The organism is Ferrovibrio sp., from assembly GCF_017994015.1.
In the GTDB taxonomy this organism is placed as follows: Bacteria; Pseudomonadota; Alphaproteobacteria; order Ferrovibrionales; family Ferrovibrionaceae; genus Ferrovibrio.
In genome coordinates, this window is the sequence record NZ_JAGOLP010000003.1 from 146,160 (window position 1) to 162,715 (window position 16,556).

The 16,556-nt window shown below is 60.5% G+C and carries 16 protein-coding genes; 5 read left to right on the plus strand and 11 right to left on the minus strand.

Annotated features, from left to right (window positions below):
* Positions 1–176 precede the first annotated feature (176 nt).
* The 6 genes from KBB36_RS03570 to KBB36_RS03595 all read right to left on the minus strand — a co-directional run bounded on the left by KBB36_RS03570 (position 177) and on the right by KBB36_RS03595 (position 6,336).
* On the minus strand, positions 177–1,769 hold the full coding sequence (locus KBB36_RS03570; RefSeq protein WP_290976972.1) for an AMP-binding protein: 1,593 nt from the start codon (positions 1,767–1,769) through the stop codon (positions 177–179).
* Between the two features lie 30 nt (positions 1,770–1,799).
* A complete protein-coding gene (locus tag KBB36_RS03575) occupies positions 1,800–2,489 on the minus strand; it encodes an ABC transporter ATP-binding protein (RefSeq protein ID WP_290976975.1) in 690 nt (229 codons plus the stop codon).
* A complete protein-coding gene (locus KBB36_RS03580) occupies positions 2,482–3,270 on the minus strand; it encodes an ABC transporter ATP-binding protein (protein ID WP_290976977.1) in 789 nt (262 codons plus the stop codon). The genes KBB36_RS03575 and KBB36_RS03580 overlap by 8 nt, the downstream gene beginning before the upstream one ends.
* Positions 3,255–4,199, minus strand: coding sequence for a branched-chain amino acid ABC transporter permease (locus tag KBB36_RS03585; RefSeq protein ID WP_290976980.1), 945 nt, complete (start codon positions 4,197–4,199; stop codon positions 3,255–3,257). Before KBB36_RS03585 ends, KBB36_RS03580 begins: the two co-directional genes overlap by 16 nt.
* Complete coding sequence (locus KBB36_RS03590; RefSeq protein ID WP_290976982.1) at positions 4,196–5,053, minus strand: branched-chain amino acid ABC transporter permease; 858 nt, start codon at positions 5,051–5,053, stop codon at positions 4,196–4,198. The genes KBB36_RS03585 and KBB36_RS03590 overlap by 4 nt, the downstream gene beginning before the upstream one ends.
* 83 nt (positions 5,054–5,136) lie before the next feature.
* Positions 5,137–6,336 (minus strand): ABC transporter substrate-binding protein, encoded by a 1,200-nt coding sequence (locus tag KBB36_RS03595; protein ID WP_290976984.1) that lies wholly within the window; start codon positions 6,334–6,336, stop codon positions 5,137–5,139.
* Between the two features lie 106 nt (positions 6,337–6,442).
* On the opposite strand from KBB36_RS03595, the gene KBB36_RS03600 reads away from it, so the two are divergent.
* Complete coding sequence (locus KBB36_RS03600; RefSeq protein ID WP_290976987.1) at positions 6,443–7,021, plus strand: carboxymuconolactone decarboxylase family protein; 579 nt, start codon at positions 6,443–6,445, stop codon at positions 7,019–7,021.
* Positions 7,022–7,027: 6 nt separating this feature from the next.
* On the plus strand, positions 7,028–7,561 hold the full coding sequence (locus tag KBB36_RS03605; protein ID WP_290976990.1) for a MarR family transcriptional regulator: 534 nt from the start codon (positions 7,028–7,030) through the stop codon (positions 7,559–7,561).
* Between the two features lie 5 nt (positions 7,562–7,566).
* Here KBB36_RS03605 and KBB36_RS03610 read toward each other — a convergent pair whose 3' ends face one another.
* From KBB36_RS03610 to KBB36_RS03625, 4 genes are all read right to left on the minus strand, one after another.
* A complete protein-coding gene (locus KBB36_RS03610) occupies positions 7,567–8,757 on the minus strand; it encodes a lipid-transfer protein (protein WP_290976992.1) in 1,191 nt (396 codons plus the stop codon).
* Between the two features lie 93 nt (positions 8,758–8,850).
* Positions 8,851–10,083 carry a hypothetical protein gene (locus tag KBB36_RS03615; protein WP_290976994.1) on the minus strand — a complete coding sequence of 411 codons (1,233 nt, stop codon included), beginning with the start codon at positions 10,081–10,083 and terminating at the stop codon, positions 8,851–8,853.
* A 27-nt stretch (positions 10,084–10,110) separates the two neighbouring features.
* Positions 10,111–10,941, minus strand: a complete 831-nt coding sequence (locus KBB36_RS03620; protein ID WP_290976997.1) for an OmpA family protein — start codon at positions 10,939–10,941, stop codon at positions 10,111–10,113.
* Positions 10,934–11,701 carry a MotA/TolQ/ExbB proton channel family protein gene (locus KBB36_RS03625; protein ID WP_290977000.1) on the minus strand — a complete coding sequence of 256 codons (768 nt, stop codon included), beginning with the start codon at positions 11,699–11,701 and terminating at the stop codon, positions 10,934–10,936. The genes KBB36_RS03620 and KBB36_RS03625 overlap by 8 nt, the downstream gene beginning before the upstream one ends.
* 400 nt (positions 11,702–12,101) lie before the next feature.
* On the opposite strand from KBB36_RS03625, the gene KBB36_RS03630 reads away from it, so the two are divergent.
* Positions 12,102–12,638 (plus strand): hypothetical protein, encoded by a 537-nt coding sequence (locus KBB36_RS03630; RefSeq protein ID WP_290977003.1) that lies wholly within the window; start codon positions 12,102–12,104, stop codon positions 12,636–12,638.
* Between the two features lie 9 nt (positions 12,639–12,647).
* Here the strand turns inward: KBB36_RS03630 and KBB36_RS03635 are convergent, their stop codons facing one another.
* A complete protein-coding gene (locus tag KBB36_RS03635) occupies positions 12,648–14,432 on the minus strand; it encodes an alpha/beta fold hydrolase (protein WP_290977006.1) in 1,785 nt (594 codons plus the stop codon).
* A 228-nt stretch (positions 14,433–14,660) separates the two neighbouring features.
* Here KBB36_RS03635 and atpD point away from each other — a divergent pair, with 228 nt between their 5' ends.
* Positions 14,661–16,118, plus strand: coding sequence for a F0F1 ATP synthase subunit beta (gene atpD, locus KBB36_RS03640; RefSeq protein ID WP_366933166.1), 1,458 nt, complete (start codon positions 14,661–14,663; stop codon positions 16,116–16,118).
* Entirely contained in the window at positions 16,115–16,552 is a 438-nt protein-coding gene (locus KBB36_RS03645; RefSeq protein WP_290977012.1) for a F0F1 ATP synthase subunit epsilon, read from the plus strand. Before atpD ends, KBB36_RS03645 begins: the two co-directional genes overlap by 4 nt.
* Positions 16,553–16,556 lie beyond the last annotated feature (4 nt).

The window sequence follows — 16,556 nt, forward strand, 5'->3', positions numbered from 1 at the left end:
GGATGTAGAGGATGCAGGCGGCGAACAGCCCAAGGCCGAGGCCGAGAAACAGGATGTCAGGCATGATGTGGCTCCGATGGAGCCTATGATCTAGCCGCGCAGGGCATCAGGGCGCCATGCGGATTGCCGGCATCCGGTATAAGGATTGCATAAAGAGTGTGCGGCAGCGCGGCTTTTCAGCCGCGCCGTTCACGATCCCAGGCTGTGCTGGCACCGCGTTTGCGCAGCACGGCGCGCTGCACCTTGCCGGTGGCGGTCTTGGGCAATTCGGGCAGAAATTCTATGAAACGCGGCATGGCAAAGCGCGGCAGCACAGCATCGGCATGATCCGCCACCGCCTGCGGCACCAGCACGGCGCCGGGTTTGGCTACAATCGCCAGCATCAGCTCGTCCTCGCCGCCGGCAATATCGGATGGCACGGCATAGGCAGCAATTTCCTCGATCCCGGCAAGGCTGCCAACCGCCGCCTCCACTTCGCTGGCGGCAATATTCTCGCCGCGGCGCCGGATACAATCCTTGATCCGATCGACGAAGGTGATCAGACCATCTGCCGTCTTGGTGCCGGCATCGCCGGTATGGAACCAGAGATTCCGCCAGGCTTCCACGGTACGTTCCGGCATATTGTGATAGCCGACCATGAAGCCGAATGGGATTTTTGGCCGCACCAGGATTTCGCCCAATTCACCCGGCGCCACTGGGCGGTCGGTTTCCGGGTCGGCGACGATGACTTCAAAATGTTCATCATGCACCCAGCCGGCCGCCCCCGGGCAAGCCTGGCCGATACGACCCCAGACCGGAATATTCACCTCGGTCATGCCAAAGCCGGAAACGATATCACGCAGGCCGAAACGGCTGCGGAATGCCTGTTCATGTTCCGGCAGATTGGGCGCGTTGCACAGCACCCGCAGCTTATGCTGGCGATCTTCCGGCCTGGGCGGCTGCGCCAGCACAAAGGCGGCCAGGGCGCCCAGGCTGTTGCTCACCGTGCAATTGTGCTGGCGGATATCGTTGAGCCATTCTGAAGCGCTGAAGCGCTGCCGGATCACCGCCGGAATACCAGCCAGCAAGGTGGCGCCAAGCTGCATCAGCAGGCCATTGGCATGAAACAGCGGCAAGGTGATGTAGAAGCGATCTTCCCGGGTGAGCGCCACCGCCTTGATCTGGCCGATGCCATAAAGTGTGCAATGCGCATGCGGCATCAGCACACCCTTGGAAGGCCCGCTGGTGCCGGAGGTATACATCACACAGGCAATATCCTCGGCACGCGGCAATGGGCCGCTATAGGCTGCGGCTTGGCGCCATGCCGCCCAATCCAGCAGTATCTTGCCCCTGCTATCCTCTGGCTTGGCGCCCACCACCACGATACGCGCCAGCGTGGCCACATCAGCAGCCGCCTCCAGCACCACCGGCAGCATGCCACCATCCACAATCGCCAGCGCCGCGCCGCAATTGCGCAACTGGTGTTCCAGAAACGCGCCGCGCAATTCGGTGTTCAGCATCACCGCAACGGCACCCAGCCGGCCGATGCCGAGCCAGGCACGCACCAGATCGATGCCGTTTGGCATCATCAGCGCCACCATGTCGCCTGGCTTGATACCCAGATCGCGCAGCATCCCGGCAACCAAATCCACATCCGCCGCAGCCTGGCCAAAACTGAGCCGACCGCCATCCACCATCTCGATCCATGACGCATCCGGCTGCACACTGGCCTGCTCGGCCAGCACGGCGGGCAGAATCCAATGCGACGGATCGTTGATCTTGCTATACATGCCCATTGTCTCCACGGCGCTATTTCTCACTCAATGCCCGATCATCATGCGGCTCTGCGCCTGATCGATGGCATCGGCACCACCGCTCCAGACAATGCGGCCACTATCAATCAGGTGAAAAGCCTGCGCCAATTGGCGCGGCACCTTGAAATTCTGTTCCACCAGCATGATGGCGGTACCCTGCGCGTTGATCTCACCGATGGCACGGATGATGGCATCCACCACCACCGGCGCCAAGCCTTCGGTTGGTTCATCCAGCAACAGGTAGCGCGGATTGGTCAGCAGCGCGCGGCCAATGGCCAGCATCTGCTGCTCGCCGCCGGAAAGCGAGGTGCCATTGGTGGCGCGGCGTTCGGCCAGGCGCGGAAACAGGCCATAGACCCGTTGCAGCGTCCAATAGCCCGGCGGATGCAGCGTGGTGGGCAGGCGGAGATTTTCCTCTGCCGTCAGGCTGGGAAAAATCTGGCGGTTCTCCGGCACCAGGGCGATGCCACGCCGGCTGCACAGATGCAGCGGCAGGCTGGTGATGTTTTCACCATCAAGCCAGCGCGTGCCATTCAGCAATGCTTGGCCACCGGCCAGCGCGCGCAGCAAGGTGGATTTGCCGGCGCCGTTGCGGCCGATCAGTGCCGCGATGCCGCCCTTGGCAATGGTGAAATTGATCTCGTGCAGGGCCTGAGCCTTGCCGTAGAACACATCGGCGCCGCGTAATTCAAGCATGCGACACGATCTCCTCGCTGCCGAGATAGAGCCGTCGCACCTCTGGATCCCGGCATACCGCATCGGGTGTGCCGCGCATCAGGATTTCGCCGCCGATCATCACCACGATTTCGTCAGCGATGCGCATCACGGCATCCATGTTATGCTCCACCAGCAACACACTGCGGCCACGCCGCACACGGTCAAGCAAAGCCATGGTGGCCTCGATCTCGGCCTGGCCAACACCCGCCAGCGGTTCATCCAGCAATAACACGCTAGGTTCGGTCATCAGCGCCAGGCCGAGTTCCACCGCGCGCTGCTTGCCGTGGCTCAGCATCGCCACCGGCAGATCGAGTTCGGCCTCCAGGCCGACTTCCGCCGCCACCTGTCGCGCCCGCTCGGCCAGAAACGGCCAGGCCGCAACCGAGCGCCAGAAGGGCTGGCGGCGGAAGCCGCGCGGCTGTGCCGCCAGGCGCAGATTCTCCAGCACTGTCATCTGCTCAAATATATTGATGATCTGGAAACTGCGGCCAAGCCCGGCAGCAGCCCGGCGATGCACCGGCATGCTGCTGATATCGGCATCGCCCAATTGTATACGCCCCGCCGCCATCGCCACACGGCCGCTCAGCGCATTGATCAATGTGGTCTTGCCGGCGCCATTGGGGCCGATCAGCGCCAGGGTCTGGCCCGGCGGCAAATCCAGGCTGACATTGTTCAACGCCTGGAAATGGCCGAAACGCACAGAGATGCCCTGGCAGGACAGAGCTTGAATAGGCTGGGCCTGCATCATTTGCGGCGCCATAGCTGCCTCCCCAATCCGGCTAGGCCCTGCGGCAGAAAAATCGTGCACAGGATGAAGATCACACCCAGCACACCATACCAGTATTGCGTAGTGGCCGAGAGGCCCTCGCGCAGCAATTCCACCAGCGTGACACCGATCACCGGGCCGATCAGAGTGCCGCTGCCGCCCAGCAGGGTCATGATCACCACATCGCCGGAAATTTTCCAGTTCAGCATCTGCGGCCCGACATACATCATCAGCGATGCCAGATAGGCCCCGGCCAGGCCGGAAAAGCCGCCCGATACCGCCAAAGCAGTCAGCCGCAGGCCGGCAATGTCAAAGCCGATCTGTTCGGCGCGCACCGGATTCTGCCGCAGCCCCTGCAGGGCCTGACCCAATGGCGAATGTTTGAAGATGGCGCAGAAAATCAATGTGCCGATGAAGGCAACATAGATCACCCAGTAGAAATTATGGTTGCTGAAAAAATCCACCTCGCCCAGAACCGGACGCGGCACGCCGGGCAGGCCATCCACGCCGCCGCTGAGGCGGCGCAGCCGCGTGGTCATCACGATGGCGATCAGTTCGGCCAGCATCAGGGTCATCAGCGAAAAATACAGGCCGGATACCCGCCGCCCGACCAGGCCGAACAACAACGCCAGCGCAGCACCAGCCAGCGTGGCCGCCACCAATGCCAGCGAAAACGGCCAGCCACCATCCAGCATCGCCCAGGCGGCGGCATAAGCGCCGATCCCGAAAAAGGCGGCATGGCCGAAGGATAGCATGCCGGCAAGACCGAAGGAGATATCGTAGCCGAGCGCAAAGATCGACCAGATCATGATCAATGCCACCAGATAGACGAAACCTTCATCCACCGGCAGCAAACCGGCAATCAGGAAGATCAGCGTCAACAAGCCAACCGGCAGCATCTCAGGATGATATTTGCGGGTCATGCCGTACGCACCTTCACGCCAAACAGGCCGGCCGGACGCAGCAGCAACACAGCCACCAGCACGGCATAGGTGGCGATATCAATCCATTCGGCGGCATATTGCTGGCCGAAGGCGCGGGTCAGGCCAATCAGCAGAGCGCCGAACACTGCGCCTCGGATATTACCCAGGCCACCGATGATCACTACGATGAAACAATCCAGGATCACGGTGAAACCCATCTGCAACTGGATCGGCAGCATCGGCCCGGCAATGGTGCCGCCGATGCCGGCCAAAGCCGCGCCAAGTGCAAAGATGCCGGTACGCACTCGATTCACATCCACGCCCAACGTGGCGGCCATACTGGCATTATCGCTGCTGGCACGCAGGATCAGGCCCAGCTTGGTGCGTTCGATGCCGAAAAACAGCAAGGCCACCATGGCGGCGCCGAACACCACAACAAACAGGCGGTATTTTGAGATATCAGTGTCAAACATATTGAGGCTGCCGGACAGGCCGGGCGGCGGCGCGATGCTGCGCAATTGCAGCCCCCAGACCACACGGACAAATTCCTCCAGCACCAGGATCAGGCCAAAAGTTGCCAGCAACTGGAATTCATGCGCCCGGCTGTAGATCGGCCGCAGCACCAGCCGCTCAATGCCGGCGCCAACCAGGGCCAGCAGCAACGGGCTGACGATGAGCGCCAGCCAGAAATTGCCAAAACTGGCCGCCACCTGATAGGCGAAATAGGCACCCAGCATATAGAAGGCGCCATGGGCAAAATTGATGATGCCCAGCATGCCGAAAATCAGCGTGAGGCCGGCCGCCAGCAGAAACAGCAGCATGCCGATGCTGAGGCCGATGACGATGGTGGACATGCGCTACCGCTTACTGAGGATGAGGCCGCTGCGGCGGATGGGCCGAAGCACACCCGCCGCCTTTGCACCGATGCCGGGGAGGCTCAGTTGCAGGGTTTGAACAGGGTTTGCGCCTGGAAGTTTTCAACCACCTTCATCATCACGGCCGGGTTGGTGCCGCTGCCGGCAATCGCGGTGCCAAACAGACCCGGCTGCTCGGCCTGATTGTCGCAGGCGCGCATGCGCTTGACGCCTTCGACCGAATCCTGGCGCACCGAATTGCGGAAAGCATCGACCCACTTTTCCTTGTCCCAGACACCAGTGCCATCCACGGTATCAAGCCACCAGCTCAGGCCGTCATAGGCTTCGCCGGCATACTGGCTGGGCAATTCGTTATATTTGGCCTGATAGGCAGCCACGAATTTTTTATTGCGCGCCGTATCCTGGGTGTAATGGTAACGCAACGTGGAATTGACGCCGAGCGCACCGCTGCCGCCAACGGCAAGGCCCAATGTCTCGTCCATCAGCATGGTGCCCATCACCTTCATCTTCTGTGGCAGGCCGGTTTCACCGCCCTGCTTCAGCGAGGTGACAACATCACCACCGACCACCAGCAGCAACAGGCCATCAGCGCCGGATTTCACTGCCTTGTCGAGCATGATCGAATAATCCTTCGATCCGATCGGAGCGAATTCCTCTCCCGCCACCGCAATGCCCTTGGTGGCGAGATCGGCTTTCAGCGCCGTCCACATATCGCGGCCAACCTGGTAATCGGCAATGATGCCATACATCTTCTTGACCGATTGGCGCTTGGCGAATTCGCCGATCATGGCATTTTCCATCGCCACCGTATTCGAGGTGCGGAAGGTGTAGCGGCTTTTGTCGGTGCCGGTGATGCGGTCATCGGCGGAAAGCGTGACAATCTGCGGCACCTTGCGCTGGTCGGTCAGCTTCATGATCGCCAGCGTAGAGCCAGACGATACTTCGCCAAACAAGGTATGCACACCCTGCGATAGCGCGCGCGTGGCCTTCTGCACCGCCACCTGGGTGGAGGTTTCGGTATCTTCCCACATCACTTCAATCGGCTTGCCCAGCACCTTGCTGCCGCGTTCCTCAATAGCAATCGTGGCACCCCGGCGCATATTCTCGCCGATGATGCCCCAGGCGCCACTGAGCGGCAGAATGCCGGCAATGCGGAACTTATCTGCCGGCTGGGCGGCAGCCGGCTTGATGGCCGCAACTTGCGTCGCAGCCAGCATGAGCGCCAGCGCGGAACAGGCATACGCCGTGGCACGAAAATGCATCTGTGTCTCCTCCGTTTTTTATCGCACTATGATGCGTTGATTGCTTTCGCTTTTATCACCGGTGAGGCAATATATCAACAAGATTTATATAAATGGAGGAAAGCCAATGGCCCGTATCGCCCCGCTCAATCCGGCCGACACCGATGCCGGTGACAACGCCGCCGAATTGCAGGCCTTGATCGATTTTGTCGGCTACCGCCCGAACGCGCTGTTCACCATGGCGCGCCGCCCGGGCCTGCTGAATGCCGTGCTGGCACTGGTACGCAGCACAGTACGCGGCCCGGGCCAATTGCCGGAAACCCTGCGTTTCCTGATCGCCGCCGAGGCCAGCCGCAGCGCGCGCTGCCGCTACACGGCTGCCCATGTCGCGCATGCTGCTGCACATGCCGGGATGGCGCTGGAAAAAATCATCGCTCTGCCTGATCGCGCCACATCGCCGCTTTTCAGCGCCGCCGAATGCGCCGCGCTGGATTTGGCGGCTGTGGGCGGGCTGTCACCGATGGGCGATACCGGCCCGGCCTTTGCCGCCGCTGCGGCGCATTACGATACCGCCAGCCTGCATGAGATCGTGGCCGTGATTGCTGCATTCGGCTGGTTTAATCGCTGGAATTGCCTTATGCAAAGCGACCTGGAAGCAGAGCCGGCGGCTTTTGCCGAGCAAATTCCGTGGTTGAAGATGGGGTGAGCGCCGATGGCGGCGAAACGAAACAAGGCGCTGGATAACCCGGCTGCCGCGAAGACCGGCGATACGGCACATGTCGACGCCGGTGCGGACGAATCCTCGCTGCGCCGCACGCTGGAGCTGGTTTTCTACGTGCATATGGAGCAGGCCAGCCTGGCCGATGAAGTGCTGGTGCAATATGGCCTGGGCCGGCCACATCACCGCGTGCTGCATTTTGCCGTTTCACGCCCGGGCATCACGGTGAATGAACTGCTTTCTATTCTACGCATCACCAACCAGGCGTTCTCGCGCACGCTGAATCAACTGACCAAGATGGGTCTGATGGAGCAGCGCCCCGGCCTGACCGACCGCCGCCTGCGCTGCAATTATGCCACAGCCAAAGGCGTGCAATTGCACCGTCGTTTGATTAAGCGGCAATTTGAGCATATCGAGCGCAGCCTGCGCGGTGTGCCCCAGAAGGATATGGAAACCTTCTGGAGCGTGCTCTACCACATGGTGCGCGAGCAGGACAAAACCTGGATCACGGATTACAAGCCGACCTGATCCGATCAGGCCGCCGCCGGGGCTTCATACAGGCTGATGACGCAAACGCCGGCCAGGCCAAGATTATGCTGCAAGCCCAGCTTGGCATCCTGCACTTGGCGTGCACCGGCCTCGCCGCGTAACTGCCAGACCAGTTCGGCACATTGCGCCAGGCCGGTGGCGCCCAGCGGATGACCCTTCGACAGCAAACCGCCCGATGGATTGGTGACACAGCGGCCGCCATAGGTGTTATCGCCATCGCGAACAAACTTTTCGGCTTCACCGCTCTCCACCAGACCCAGCGAGTCGTAAGCCAGCACTTCGTTGGAAGCGAAGCAATCATGCAACTCCACCATCGGGATATCGCGCGGATCAACGCCGCTGGCTTCGTAGACCCGGCGCGATGCGGTATACGCCATGTCATAGCCCACCAGCTTCATCATGCTGCCGGCCTCGAACACATCGGGCTGGTCGCTCACCATCGCCTGGGCGCGGACCCGCACGGCACGATTGAGGCCATGGCGCCGGGCATAATCCTCTGACACAACGATGGCCGCCGCAGCGCCACAAGTGGGCGGGCAGCACATCAGCCGGGTGAGCGGGCCATAGATCGCTGGCGACGCCATCACTTCCTCCACCGTCACCGGCTTGCGGAACAGCGCGCGTTCGTTATTGGCGGCATGGCGCCGCGCCTTGACCTGGATTTCCGCCATGGTCTCCGCCGCCATGCCGGTGCGCTGCATGTATTCCCGCCCGGCACCGCCAAAAAGCTGGCAGGCAAACGGCGCCGCTGATTCACCCTGCGCACGCTGCGCCGCTTCCAGGCTGGGCTGCCACGGGCTGGGCCATTGCGGGTAGATCACATCGATGGCGCCGGCCGGCATCTGCTCAAAGCCAAGCGCCAGGGCGCAATCCACCACGCCGGCTTCCACCGCCTGGCGCGCCAGGAACAAAGCGGTTGAGCCGGTGGCGCAGGCATTGGTGACATTGATGATCGGAATGCCGGTGATACCGGCGGTGTAAACGGCGCGCTGGCCGCAGGTGGTGTCGCCATAGACATAGCCGGCATAAGCCTGCTGCACATCGGCGAAATCCACGCCGGCATGGGCCAGGGCCTCGCCAATAGCCTGCTTGGCCATCACCGGAAATGGATCATTGGTGCCGGGCTTGACAAAATGCGTCATCCCGACGCCGGCGATATAGGCATGCTTGGCCATGGTTCCCTCCTGCTTTTATATAAACATTGTTGATATAAATACCCGTCTATAGGAGACCTGGCAAGCCCCTTTATGCGCCCCGCAGGGCCAGGATCAGCCGGCCGGCTGTAGACCCTTCAGGGCGCCAACGGCAGCATCGGCCGCTTCATAACCCAGCAGACGTTCCATTGTCTCGGTATCTTCCAGCAATGGCGTCAGACCACGCCCCTGGAAAAAGCGCAGGCCGCCTTCAAGGCCGGTCTCCACAGCGGCTGCGGTGTCGCAATGGCAGAAAATCAGCTTCGAGATCAATACATCGCGCCGCCCGGCCGGCAGTTGCTGCAATGCCATCTTGCCTGCCTCGGCCTTGGCGCCAGCGGCATCAAGCTTGAGGAAATCAGCAGCCGCCACTTCCTCATCGCTGATTCCGGCCAACTGATCCGGCTGTATTCCATCCATACAGAGCCGGATGCCGGCTTGGCGCAGAATACGCAAAGCAGTCTGGCTCAAGGCGGCATTGATCCGCCATTCCAGCAATGGAACCTCCACCAGTAATTGCGCAACCTCGGCCTGCGGCTTGTCATGCAGCAATTTGCGGAAGGCCGTGCTGATTATGGTGGAAAGATGCAAGTTGACCGATAGCGGGCGGCTCAGCACGGCGGTATCGCCCATTAAATTCGATATCACGCGCTGATCCAGCATCTCGGTGGCCTTGGCCAGCAGCCACATGTTGTCATAGAGGTCAATACCGGTTGCCCGTTCGATTGCCGCGATCGAAATCCAGGTCTCGTCAGCCAGAATGGCCGGCGCAGTGTTGGCAACCAGCTCCCAGATCGGCTGGCGTCTGGTCTGATTGGAGAGATCGGCCTGCCACAGAATGCGGTGCAGATTGATAACATCGCCCAGGGCATTGGCATCCGGTGGCGCTTCATCACGTATTGCCACGACCCGCTCGGAGCCTGGCGCCGGCGCCTGTTCCATCAATCGACGGGCGGTCTCGGTAAAAGCTACAGCTTGGCTTTCGAGATCATATTGCCGGATGCGAATCGAGCCATGGTGCTGATCGTGTAGCTGAATATTCAGTTTTTCCAGCTTTTCCTTCACCCGTTGCGCCACTGGGGCTGGCGCCAGCATCACCAGGATATTCCGCGCCAGCGGCACGGCATCGATCGGCTCGTCTATGGTGCGCTCTTCGATGAAACGGGCAAAGCTGCGAAACATGATGCGGCTGTGAATAGCCGGGATTGCGGAAAGATCGACCAGGATCGCGATATTGCCGGCATGTTGCTGCCGCAATCTGGCAGCCAGCCGGTCGAGCGATATGGTTTTGGTATATTCAGTGGCCATGGCTGGCTTCCATTGCTGAAGCGCTGGTCAGCGCTGGTCTTCGATCACCAGGGTGACACGACGATTCTGAGCTCTGCTTTCACTATCATTACCACGCACCAGGGGCCGTGAATCAGCATAGCCGATTGCCCGCAGGCGCTGCGCCGGCAATCCTGCCTCTGTCAGCGCCCGCACCACCGAAGCCGCCCGGCCGGCCGACAATTCCCAATTCGATGGAAAGCGGTCGGAATGAATGGGTACATCGTCCGTATGCCCCTCCACCGAGATTACTCCAGGCAGATCGCGCAGCAAACTGGCCAGCCGCTTGATGACCGCAATACCATTGGACTGGATTTCAATCTGCCCCGATGGAAATAGCAGCCTATCGCGGATGGCGATGCTGACACGTCGTTCCTGAATCTGCAATCTCACCTGATCGTCCAGCTTATTCTGCCGCAAGGCATCGACCCACTGGTCCACCACAGCCCGGGTATGCGGCTCTATGGCAACATAGGAGGGCAAAGGCTGGCCCTGCGCCGTCATACTGCGAATGTCAGATTGTGGCATCGGCGTATCGGCATCGCCGAAATCCGCGCGCGGCATGCGGCCGGTCTCGATTTGCAACACATTGACCACGGTGGGCCTGGTTTTCTTGTCGATCCACAACATGCCAACCAAAGTCAGGAATACAATCATCAGCAGCGTGACCATATCCATGTAGCTGACAACCCACTCTTCCGCCTCCTCGCCTCCCGTGGCCTCGGCATGCTGGTCAAAGCCACCGTAAAGGCCGCGGGTCGATTGGCGGGGTGTGGCGCCGCTCCGCAGCCTGGCCTTCTGACGTAAACTGGCTGGATCGACTTTGCCGCGTTCAGACATCGTAGATTTCATCGCGGGTTTCGTTGACAAAAGCCTGCATGGCATCGCCGACAACCGTTGGAGAGCGCCCCAGCGAAACCAGCAATATGCCTTCCAGCAGGATATTGAGCATGGCAACACGGCGCTGGGTACGTTGCTCGATCTTCACCGCTATCGGCTTGAAAATCAGATTGGACAATACAACGCCGTAAAGGGTGGCCAGCATCGCCACGGCCATGCCGCTGCCAACTCTGGCGATATCGCCGGAACCAAGCTCCCGTAGCATTGCCACCATGCCGGCCAGGGTGCCTAGCAGACCAAATCCCGGCGCCAGCGCTGCAAGTGTGCGGAAAAAGCGGGCCTGCGCCGATTCAATTTCCGCCATCTTCCGGATCCGCCAATTCATGATATGCATCAGGTCATCCATCGGCGTGCCGTCGATAACCAATTGCAAACCCAGCTTGAGAAACGGGCTGGCAATGCGGCCGGCGCGCTCTTCGGCCAGATGGATGTTTTTCTGCGCCAGGTGGCGCGAGACTTCGATCAATTCAACGATTTCTGCGCGTACTCCATGATCGGCGGTAAAGATGGTGCCGAAAGCGCGCAGCGCCGCGCCCAATTCCCGGCCCTGGAAGGCAATCAGCGCCGCTACCAACACACCGCCAAAGACAATGATGAAACCGGTGAGATTGAGATAATGGATGATCTCGCCTTCACTGGATGCAACAAATCCAAGCAGCGATATGGCGCCGACAAGGCCGATCACGGTGGTCAAATTCACACCGCCGCCAGAGACTGGAACCGGCTGGCTGCGCTGCGTGCGGGCGGCAGTAGCTGCCGGTTTCACTTCGGATGAACGGGTATTTGCATCTGGGGGCATGGCGGACTGGAAACATTACATTGCAGGGTTGGGGGATGGCCTACTTAAACCGACATAGCGCGGCAATCGCAATGATCTGGGTCAAAATCACCCTGTGCGAGCAACCAGAAATACTACAATGTTTGGAATATATTGGATGATATAATGCAACTTGTTGAGCAGGATCAGCTCTTTATAGCCGGCGCACGCTTATATCTACCATTGTTTTATTGGCGATCTGCGCGCCTTACCTGCCGTTAACTGATTATCACGATACTATCGCCATCAGCCCGCATGCCAATGCAGGCGCCTGGAGGTAACCATGGCCCCAACAAACACGCCGCGCCGACCGGCGCAGCCGGCAACCGCACCACGTCAAGCTGCCGCCCATGTCAATGAGGACGAAGCCGCAGAGCCCGAGCGCAGCAGCGATCTGGATGAGGCAACCCATGCCGAATATCGGCTGCTCTATCAGGAAGCCGGCCACAACATCCGCTTCGGCAAGGGCCAGCAATGGCGCGTGCTGGAGTATTTTACCTTGCTCAGCTTTGGCCTGGTCGCTATTTGCGGCTTTGTCCCCATGGCCAAGGACGTTATCAATTTCGTTGCATATTTCCTGCTTTTCACCGGTATCGCCGTTTTGATTGTGATCGGCATGCTGCAAGCATGGCAGTATGGCGAGGCGCGTAAGCTGGACCGGCTGGCCGATGGCTTCTCCAGTGCCGCCCGCAGCGCCCTGCGCGTGAAAGGACGCCTGGGCAGCGATATCAATCGCTATGTCATTCTGCTGATCCTGCTGTTGCTGGTAATCGTCAGCGATATCGTCGCCTTCAGATTGCTGAGTGATCTGGCGCGCTGATCGTTGCCGCTATTGCCCCATCACATAACTGCCCGGCGCATCCATTAAAGGCTCATAGCCTGCTTCGGCGGAGCCCAGTTTGCGCGGCGCCGGCAGTTTCGCTGGGCCGGAAAGCCGGGCCAGCCATTCCTGCCAGGCGGGCCACCAGGAGCCGGCCTGCGGCACATGCCGCTCCATCCAGGCATCGATATCAATCTCCTGATTGTCGGCCTGGCGGCGATCAATGCGGTAATGCCGGTCCCTACGGCCCAGATCGCTGACAATGCCGGCATTGTGGCCGCCGCTGGTGAGCAGCAAGGTCACGTCGGTATGGGTCAACCGGTCAATCTTGAACACGGAGCGCCAGGGTGCCACATGGTCACGCTCGGTGCCAACGGCAAAAATTGGCACCCGAATATCGCTGAGTGATACCAATCTGCCATCGTGACGGTAGCGCCCCTCCGCCAGATCATTATCCAGGAACAGGCGGCGCAGATATTCGCTATGCATGCGATAGGGCATGCGGGTCTGGTCGGCATTCCAGGCCATCAGGTCGTTCATGCCGCTACGCTCGCCAATCAGATATTCGCTGAGCAGCCGCGACCAGATCAGGTCGTTGGAGCGCAGAAGCTGGAAGGCGCCGGCCATCTGCTTGGTTTCCAGATAACCCTGCTCCCACATCATATCCTCCAGGAACCGCACCTGGCTTTCATCGATAAACAGGGTGAGTTCGCCGGCTTCCTTAAAATCCACCTGTGCCGCCAGCATGGTCATGCTGGCAAGACGGTCATCCTCGCGCCGCGCCATGGCCGCAGCCGTTATCGCCAGCAATGTACCGCCCAGACAATAACCGGCCGCATGTATCTTCCGTTCCGGCATGATGGCGGAAACCGCATCTATGGCGGCCATCGCCCCAAGACGCACATACTCTTCCATGCCCAGATCACGATCCTGGTAATCCGGATTCTTCCACGACACCATGAAAACGCTGTGCCCCTGATCGACCAGGTAGCGCACCAGCGAATTCTGCTGGGAGAGATCGAGAATGTAGTATTTCATGATCCAGGCCGGCAGGATCAGTACCGGCTCGGCACGCACTTTTTCGGTTGCCGGAGCATACTGGATCAATTCGATCAGGCGGTTGCGATACACCACTTTGCCCGGCGTGACCGCCACCTGTTCGCCGACCTTGAATGCCTCGGCACCAACAGGTGGCTGCCCGGCGACCAGGCGCTGCGCATCCTCGATGAAATTCTGCCAGCCGCGCAGCAGGTTCATGCCGCGCTCCGCCAGGGTCCGTTGCAGCAGGACCGGATTGCTGGGCAGGTAATTGCTGGGCGAAAAAATATCGAGAAACTGCCGCGTGGCGAATTCGACCACCTCTTCATGATGCTTCGAAACACCCGGCACACCCGTGGTGGCATTATGCCACCATTGCTGTTGCAGCAAAAAAGCCTGGTAGATGTAGCAGTATGGCGGCTGTTGCCAGGCGGGGTCGCGAAAGCGGCGATCCTGCGCCAGCGGCTCGATACAGGCCCCGGCATCACCCTGCGCAGCGCCTGATGAAAAGGCGCATTGGCTGATATGTTTGTTCAGTCGGCCCAGTTTGCGGGCCGCCTTGCGCACCAGATCCAGCTGCTTGCCCGGCGCCGTGGCCAGATGCATGCCCCAGTCGGAATAGGCCATCGCCAGCGAAGCCGGCGATATGCCCAGCGTGGCACGCGCCAAGACTGCATTGGCGATACGGTCGAGCAGAAAATCCGCCTTTTCCGGTGCCTCAGTGCCGGCGGCGGCCGGAGCCGATGCCACGGGCATCCGGGCCGTTTCCACAGCATGATGGGCCGGCGCAATCTTGTTGGAGGTCTCTGGCATAACAAGCCTGTCTGTTTCTGGGGGCTGTTTTTCAATTTACCAAGCGCAGCCGGATTGGGCATTGATTTTTATCAACACCTGCGGCCCGGACCAGACTTGATCGATATCAATGCTATCCCCGGTTATGCCGCTATGTTGAGCATCATAAATGCCAATTACCTGACGATAGTGATGCCCTCCCCAGTTGCCGATACAATACCCCCAGCCATGCAGACCAGCATCATTCCCGATGGTGTTGTGGTGGCGGTGCATGGCGCTGTGGTGGATGTCGGTTTCCGCGCGGCGCATCTGCCGGCAATCCATGACGGCCTGCTGGTATTGCAGCCGGATGCGCCGCCGCTGCAACTGGAGGTTCAGGCACATCTCGATCCGCAGACAATCCGCGCCATCGCTTTAAGGCCAACCGACGGATTACGGCGCGGGCTGGCGGTGCGGGCTGGCGGACCTATCAGCGTGCCCGTGGGCGAAGCCGTGTTTGGCCGCCTGCTGAATGTGCTCGGCGAGCCGATAGACGGCTTGCCCGCCTTGCCCGACAACACGCCCCGCTGGCCCCTCCACCGCAACGCGCCGCCGCTAAGCCAGCAGGTGGCGGCCAGCGCCATCTTTGAAACCGGCATCAAGGTTATTGATTTGCTCGCCCCGCTGGCCCAGGGCGGCAAAGCCGCCATGTTCGGCGGCGCTGGCGTTGGCAAAACTGTGCTGGTCATGGAACTGATCCACGCCATGGTACAGGAATACCAGGGCTATTCCGTATTTGCCGGGATCGGCGAACGCTCACGCGAAGGCCATGAGCTATTGATCGAAATGCGTCAAAGCGGGGTGATCGACCGCACCGCACTGGTATTCGGACAGATGAACGAACCGCCCGGAGCGCGCTGGCGTGTCGGCATGACGGCCATGACCATCGCGGAATATTTCCGCGATGTCAGGCAACGCAACGTGCTGCTGCTGATGGACAATATTTTCCGCTTTGTGCAAGCCGGCGGCGAAGTTTCCGGCCTGCTCGGCCGCATGCCATCCCGGGTCGGCTACCAGCCGACGCTGGCCACCGAGATCGCCGCCCTGCAGGAGCGCATCGCATCGGTTGCCGGGGCACGGATCACCGCCATCGAGGCGGTATATGTTCCAGCCGACGATTTCACCGATCCGGCTGTGGCGGCGATATCAAGCCATCTCGACGCTGCCATCGTCTTGTCGCGCGCCATTGCTGCCGAAGGCCGCTACCCTGCCGTTGATCCGCTGCAATCCAGTTCGCAATTGTTGCAGCCGTCGATCGTTGGCAGCGCGCATTGCGACATCGCCGCCGCTGTACGCCAAACCATCGCGCAGTACCAGGATCTGCGCGACATCATCGCCTTGCTCGGTGTTGAGGAATTGAGCAGCGATGATCGCCGGATGGTGAAACGGGCGCGGCGACTGCAACGTTTCCTCACCCAGCCTTTCAGTGTCACCGAAGCTTTCACCGGCAAACCAGGCCGTTCGGTGGCATTGAAGGATACGTTGGCCGGTTGCAAGGCGATTCTCGCCGGCGAGTGCGATGATTGGGACGAGCAGGCGCTTTACATGATCGGCGATATCGAGGAAGCCCGCCGCAAACAAATTGCGCTGCAAGCCGAGACGGCGCCATGAAGCTGAGTATATCCACACCGATGGAGATTGTGGTTGAGCAGGATCAGGTGATGTCTCTGCGCGCCGAAGATGCCAGCGGCGGCTTCGGCATCCAACCGGGCCATGTGGATTGCATCACCGTCCTGCCGGTATCGCTGGTAAGCTGGCGCGATGCCGCTGGCAAACAGGCCGGCTGCGCGGTTGGCGGTGGCGTGCTGACTGTGGAGGGCGGCAACTGCATAGCCATTTCAGCACGAGCGGCCATCGTTTCAGACGACCTTGACCGCCTGGAACATACGGTGCTGGCCGAGATGCAGCAGGCACTGGATCAGGAGCGGCAGAGCAGAAGCGATTCACTACATCTGCAATTGCGCGCCATCCGCTTCATGGTGCAGGTGCTGCAATCCAGCTGCTCGACCGGCAACCAGGCTGACATGGCCAGGGCCGAGACATGATTCA